Origin of the sequence: Sphingomonas gilva, assembly GCF_003515075.1 — a bacterium.
Classification (GTDB): Bacteria; Pseudomonadota; Alphaproteobacteria; order Sphingomonadales; family Sphingomonadaceae; genus Sphingomonas; species Sphingomonas gilva.
Map to the genome: position 1 here is coordinate 844,493 of NZ_QWLV01000002.1, position 6,230 is coordinate 850,722.

The 6,230-nt window shown below is 64.7% G+C and carries 6 protein-coding genes; 1 reads left to right on the top strand and 5 read right to left on the bottom strand.

Going from position 1 to position 6,230, the window contains the following annotated elements:
* Position 1 precedes the first annotated feature (1 nt).
* On the bottom strand, positions 2-217 hold the full coding sequence (locus tag D1610_RS16850; RefSeq protein WP_147414300.1) for a hypothetical protein: 216 nt from the start codon (positions 215-217) through the stop codon (positions 2-4).
* Between D1610_RS16850 and D1610_RS08625 the strand changes: the two genes are divergently transcribed.
* Complete coding sequence (locus D1610_RS08625; RefSeq protein ID WP_245942047.1) at positions 216-3,440, top strand: TonB-dependent receptor; 3,225 nt, start codon at positions 216-218, stop codon at positions 3,438-3,440. The genes D1610_RS16850 and D1610_RS08625 overlap by 2 nt on opposite strands.
* 94 nt (positions 3,441-3,534) lie before the next feature.
* Here the strand turns inward: D1610_RS08625 and D1610_RS08630 are convergent, their stop codons facing one another.
* The 4 genes from D1610_RS08630 to D1610_RS08645 form a co-directional block, all read right to left on the bottom strand.
* On the bottom strand, positions 3,535-4,152 hold the full coding sequence (locus tag D1610_RS08630) for an RES family NAD+ phosphorylase (RefSeq protein WP_222926966.1): 618 nt from the start codon (positions 4,150-4,152) through the stop codon (positions 3,535-3,537).
* Positions 4,153-4,228: 76 nt separating this feature from the next.
* Positions 4,229-4,768, bottom strand: a complete 540-nt coding sequence (locus tag D1610_RS08635; RefSeq protein WP_245942048.1) for an antitoxin Xre-like helix-turn-helix domain-containing protein — start codon at positions 4,766-4,768, stop codon at positions 4,229-4,231.
* A 331-nt stretch (positions 4,769-5,099) separates the two neighbouring features.
* A complete protein-coding gene (locus tag D1610_RS08640; protein ID WP_118863686.1) occupies positions 5,100-5,600 on the bottom strand; it encodes an SRPBCC family protein in 501 nt (166 codons plus the stop codon).
* A complete protein-coding gene (locus D1610_RS08645) occupies positions 5,581-5,940 on the bottom strand; it encodes an ArsR/SmtB family transcription factor (protein ID WP_118863687.1) in 360 nt (119 codons plus the stop codon). Before D1610_RS08645 ends, D1610_RS08640 begins: the two co-directional genes overlap by 20 nt.
* Positions 5,941-6,230 lie beyond the last annotated feature (290 nt).

A 6,230-nucleotide genomic window follows, 5' to 3' on the forward strand; every position in this document is an offset into this window, starting at 1 on the left:
GTCAACCGCGCGTGCCGGCAGCTATGCGCATGATACGTTGCAGGCGGCCAATCAGCGTCGAAAGTTGCGAACTGCTGGCGATTACTCCGACATTAGGATTGACGATTTTCCTTGATAGCGCTACCATAGCGGCGTCGCGAATTTTTCGCGGCGAGTGGGGCAGGCCGCGACGACGGCCGCCTTCAGGGAGAGGTAAGATGCGGACGAACTTGATCATGCGTCGCGCGGGTGTCGCGTCGGCGTTTCTGCTCGCCACCACGGCTTGGCCGGTGCTCGCGCAAACCGCCGACACGTCGGCGCCATCGGCCGGCAGCACCGCGCAGGAGCCGGCCGCCGCCGATACGCAGGAGGGCGCGGGTCAAACCCAGCCGACCCAGATCGACCCGGCCGACGCCTCCGGCCAGGAGATCGTCGTCACCGGCTATCGCGCCTCGCTGCAGAGCCAGACCAACGCCAAGCGCAATTCGATCGGCTTCACCGACACCATCTTCGCCGAGGATATCGGCAAGTTCCCCGACACCAACATCGCCGAATCGGTGAACCGCATCCCCGGCGTCACCATCAGCCGCGAGGTGACGGGCGAAGGCTCAAACGTCGCGATCCGCGGTCTGGGCACCAACTTCACCCGCGTGCTCCTGAACGGCGCGCCGGTCGCGGTCGCCTCGGTCCGGTTCGACGCGCAGAGCACCAATCGCGAGGTCGACCTCGATCTGCTGCCGACCGAGCTGTTCACCCAGCTGACCGTCAGCAAGACGCCGACGGCAAGCCAGATCGAAGGCGGCGCCGCCGGCACCGTCAACCTGCGCTCCGCCCGGCCGTTCGACAATCCCGAACCCTATGTCAGCTACGGCCTCCAGGGATCGAAGGTGAGCGGCGCGGAGGACTGGGGCTATCGCGGCCATATGCTCGCAAGCGCGACCTTCGGCAATTTCGGCATCCTCGCGGGCGTGGCCGCGGTCCGCAACAACTTCCGGGTCGACGGATTCGAGACGATCGGCTGGACCAATCCCAATCTCACCGTGCCGCCCCTCGACGACCCAACCCCTGCGCAGATCGCGGCGGCGCAGTGCCGCGGCGGCGTGTCCGTCTGCAACACGACGGGCGGCGGCAACTTCACGATTCCGGGCACGGTTCCCGTCAATGCCGGCAACGGTCTCGTCTTCGGCGACATCCTCAACCAGGAAGCGCTGCTCGCGCTCAACCCGGGCGCGACGCTGCAGCAGATCGATAACGGCCTGCTGCCGCGCCTCGGCCGCCCGAGGACCGAAGTCGGTTTCCGCGATCGCCAGAACTATCTCGCTTCGGCCGAGTGGCGGCCCAGCGACAATCTCCATTTCTATGTCGACGGCATGTACGGCAAGCGGACGACCGAGTTCACCCGCACGTCGATGAACTGGGTGGTGCGCAACGGCGCGGCCATCCCGATCAACACCACCTATGACAGGGAGGATTGCGCCTCGGGCTGCGTCGTCACCTCGGGCACCTACGCGAACGCGCAATTCTTCCTCGAATATCGGCCCTATCGCGACGTGCAGGATTATTGGGGAGTCAATCCGGGCGCCGAGTTCACGATCAACGACTGGATCAAGGGCGACCTGCAGGCCAACTACACCAAGAGCAATTTCCGTCGCGAAAGCCCGACGGTGCTGGTGATCACGCCGCCCAGCAGCGGCGTCACCGTCACCTACACCAATAATGGCGGGATCCCGGACATCGCCTCGAACATCGATCTCAACGATCCGAACAACTACGGCTGGGCCGGCGGCGGCCGAGTCAACCTGAACGGCGAGGAGCGCGAGACCGAGACCAAGGGCATTCGCGGCAGCCTGCTGTTCGGCGACGAGACGCGCTTCAGCGTTCGCGTCGGCGGCGCCTATGACGACACCAAGCGCCGGATCACGCCGTTCGACAACACCAATCCGTGGCAGAATGCGATCTGCGGCAATGGGCCTAGCGTATTGCTGCAGGCGCCGAACACCGCCACCACGCCGTGCACCGGCCTGGACGAGCCCGGCAGCACGCCGCCGGCGGGCTTCCCGACCTATCCGGGCTATGGCACCAACTTCACCGCGGGCGCCCCGCCGATCACCTATGCCGGCTCGCTGATCCCGACCGTCGCGGTGCCCAGCTATCTGCTGCCGGGCAGCAACGGCTTCATCACCGTCGACTGGGACAAGTTCCGCGCGGACACCAACTATGACGCGCTGCTCGCCGGCGCGACGGAGGTGGGCAGCGGCAGCAGCGGGGCCAATGGCGGCCTGATCCAGGAAAAGGTGACCGGCACCTTCGTGGAGGGCAACGGCATCATCGACATCGGCGACAACACGCTGCGCCTGAACGCGGGCGTGCGCTACGTCCGCACCGAGCAGATCGTCGGCGGGCGGGTGAGCGTTCCCGATCCGCGCAACACCCTGCCCGATCCGGACGGGGCCGGTCCGCTGCCGGCGCCGCAGATCGCCGACGGCGGGCGTTATCCCAACATCACCACCTTCCCGACGACGCGCACGCTCTATTCCAACTTCCTGCCGTCGGCGAGCCTCGCCTTCGACATGGGCGGCAAGGCGGTCGCCCGCGCGTCGATCTCGCGAACGATGACCCGGCCGGATCCCAATCAGCTGCTGCCTGGCGCGAGTTTCGTCCAACCCTCCGCCGATGTCGGCACCGTCGGCAACAGCGCGCTCGATCCCTATATCTCGACCAATATCGATCTCGGCTTCGAATATTATACCGGCGGCGAGGGCGTGATCGCGGTTGCGGCGTTCCGCAAGTCGATCACCGGCTTCACGGTGAACGGCACCAATACGGTGCCTTTCTCGTTCCTTGCGCCCTACGGCATCACGCTGGAATCGCTGACCGCTGCGCAAAGGGACGCGCTGCGCGCAAGGGCCCAGCCGGGGCAGGATCTCAACACGGTCGACATCATCATCCAGCAGCAGGTGAACGCGCCGGGCAAGCTCAAGGTCAACGGCCTGGAGTTCCAGGTCACCCAGCCGCTCGACTTCCTGACCGAACATGTCGGCGTGCGCGGCTTCGGCTTCCAGGGCAACCTGACGCTGATCGACCAGAAGGGAGAGGGCGCCGCGCCGGCGGTGGCGCTGGGCGTGTCGCCGACCACCTATTCGCTCACCGGCTATTATGACGGCAACGGCATCTCCGGCCGCCTGACCTACACCTACAATGAAGGCGGCCAGGGGTCGGGCCTGAACCAGAACAGCATTCCCGCGGCCGCCATCTTCGGACGCGAGTACAGCCAGCTGGATTTCTCGGGCAATTTCGACCTGGGTGAGATGTTCGGCAACGATTACCTGCCGACCATCGTGGTCAACGTCATCAACATCACCAAGCAGGCGCAGGGCAGCTACTTCCAGTTCGAGAATGCGACGTTCAACGAATATAATCCCGGACGCACCCTGCTGATCGGCGTTCGCGGCAGGTTCTGACAAACCGCCCGCGCGAGAGTGAATGCGCTTCGGAATGGGTGACCGGCATCGTCGGTCACCCATTTTCGTTGGCGAAAGACCTCGGTGCGGTTCGCTAGATCGCTTCGACCGAAAAGTCCGGTGAACCGGACCAGGTCAGTCTATACATGGCGCCTTGCACCACGGACTGCACCACGTTCGGCCAAAGCGCGGCGATGCAGGTGCCGCCGCTATGTCGCACCGAGGGATAGATGATCCCGTTGTGACCAGCGCCCCGGGCCGCGACGGCGACGGCGTTGCCGGCAGGATAGCCGATGCGCGGATCCGGATGAAGGCTGGCATGGTCCGGGCATCGCCTCAGATCGACGAACACGCCCGACATGCTGGCGTGCATCTCCACATATTCCACGATCGCATTGAAATCGCCGGCGTCGGCAAGGGCCCTTGTCAGGTGATAGCCGACCTCGGCAATGCAGGTTTCAACGGCCAGAGCCGCATACCAGGCACCCCGCCCGACCGGGCCGAAGCGCGTCGGCTCACGCGGCTTGGCGTAGGCGAAACTCGCGTTGATGAATTTCGCGTGCGGAACGCCATGCACCAGTTCTTCGGCACTTATGGCGCCAAGACCCCGCTCCTCCGCGATCAGCCGCCCGCTGGTCGCACCCTCGATCTCGGCAAGCGAGACGCGTTCCTCTTCATCGTCGGATAGCGCCGCCAGGACGGCCTCCCGCAATCGGGCGCTCGAGACCAGCCGGATGGTTTGGGAGAAGGCCTCCCGGACTACGGGCAGTTCGACGGCAGGTCCGCCCTCAGAGACCGCCACGAAGCGCGTCGATATATTGACGGATCTCGAGCATGCGCGGAATGCCCCCCTCGATCATCGCGTCCATGGGTGATTTGCGATCGAACACGGGTCCCCGGTTGACCAGTTGGGGCCACCGATCAGCCATGCTGTCCGCGAACAGCAGATGCAGGCCCTTGAAAAGGCCGATCAGCGCCGATGCCCGGGTCAGTTGATCCTGGCTCAGCACGCCGTCCCAGCGCCCGGCCTTAACCCGATCCCATGTGCTCTCGGAAACGCCCAACAGCGAAGCCGCCTCCGCATTCGTCGCGCCCCACGCGCGCATCAGGCGCACCACCGCCTTGGTCGCCGCACCGGTGAGGCGGCGACGATCCTCTTCGGCGGCGAAAGTCTGCAATCCGACGGGGCCGACAGATGACCGGTCCAGCGAGAGCATATTCTGCATGACGCGTCTCCTGATGCGCTTATAATCATCACGTGACGCGATTTCAATCAGGAGAGCCGTTATTGCTCGCGCAGCGGAACACGCCGAGGCGCGCGCGAACACAGCGCGCCCCTACGACCGGCAGCCATTGAAAACTCAGCGATCTGGAGCGGTGTGTTGGCCCGGATGGGGGTACTGTCAGTCTGACGCCAACCGCCCTCTCTCGATGCATTGCGACCTCGGCGCGCAAGTGCAGCAAGTGGCGTTCCTTGCAGGTCTGTCGATCGACGAAGATTCTGGTGCAAACGAGGTGGTCGTGGAATTGGCGTGGACCGAAGCGAATTCCTGAAGTGAGCTCATTCGCCTGAATCAGAGCATGGCGCGCTTCAGCCGGCCCGCGGGCGGTCGCGAAAGCCGCCGCCCGCGGACCGCCCTTTCTCTAGTCCGCTTGCGGCTACTCGCCGATCGCCGAAAGCAGTTCGTCCAGCTGATCCAGCTGCACGGGCAGTCCGGCCGCCGACCCGGCCATCGCTTCGTCGAGCGCTTCCTTGGAAGGATAGAGCTCGTGGAACGTCAGCAGCGTCCTTCCGCCCTGGTCCTCGAAGGTGACGGTGGTGACCGCGCCCTCATCCTCTTCTTCGTTCGTCCAGACGATGCGTTCGTCCGGCACCACCGCCAGATACTTGCCGTAGAAGGCCATGGTGTCGGTCCCGCCGGCGGCGAACTCCAGCCGGTATTTGCCTCCGGTGCGGACGTCCATCTCGCAGGACAGCAGCGTAATGCCGGCGCCCTTCGGCACCCACCAGCGGCGGAACAGCTCGGCTTCGGCCCACGCCCTGAACACAATGCGCGGCGGGGCATCGAACAGGCGCGTGACGACCAGCTCCCGATCGGACTTCCGTTCAACCGCCGTGGGGTTCTGCGCAACGGGGCGATTACTCGTCTGCTGGTCCATCTTCTTCCTCCTGTTTCATCTCGAGAATGATCTTGTCCAAGGCATCGAACCGCGCCTCGAAGAGCTTGCGATGCGCTTCGATCCATTCGGCCTCCGCCTCCAGGCCGCGTTGCCCAAGCCTGCACGTCCGCACCCGTCCGACCTTCTCCGTCACGACGAGGCCTGCCCGCTCCAGGACGGCGATATGCTTCTTCATGCCGGTCAGGGTCATGTGAAACGTGTCGGCCAGGCTGGTGATCGATGCGTCCGCTCGGCCGAGCTGCTCGAGCACGCCGCGCCGCGTCTTGTCTGACAGCGCGGCGAACGAAAGATCGAGTGAGGGCATTAGTAACTGAACCATATGGTTCAGTGTTACCTTGATCGTTCGGCAAATGCAACAGCCTCGCTCCGGCTTTTGGCGGAAGCGAAACTCGAGCGGCTCCCGGCGTGAGCATCAGGCAAGCCGTCGCCTCCCGCGCGGAGGCGTTGGTTTCCGGCTTCTGGTTGTGCCGTCTTTTCCCCCATTAAACATATGTCGGTTTTTCCTGATTGGGGGTGTGGGTGAGCGGAGGTTTGCCTTTTGGAGGCGGTCGGGGGTTGGGTGATGTTGGGGATATTTGCGGGGCTTGGGGCTGGGCTTGAGCGTGGTTC

Bases quoted from the DNA above. Each gene is read 5' to 3' on its own strand.
- D1610_RS08625 (WP_245942047.1), top strand. From the start codon at position 216: ATGCGTCGCGCGGGTGTCGCGTCGGCGTTTCTGCTCGCCACCACGGCT.
- D1610_RS08645 (WP_118863687.1), bottom strand. From the start codon at position 5,940: ATGGTTCAGTTACTAATGCCCTCACTCGATCTTTCGTTCGCCGCGCTG.
- D1610_RS08640 (WP_118863686.1), bottom strand. From the start codon at position 5,600: ATGGACCAGCAGACGAGTAATCGCCCCGTTGCGCAGAACCCCACGGCG.
- D1610_RS16850 (WP_147414300.1), bottom strand. From the start codon at position 217: ATGATCAAGTTCGTCCGCATCTTACCTCTCCCTGAAGGCGGCCGTCGT.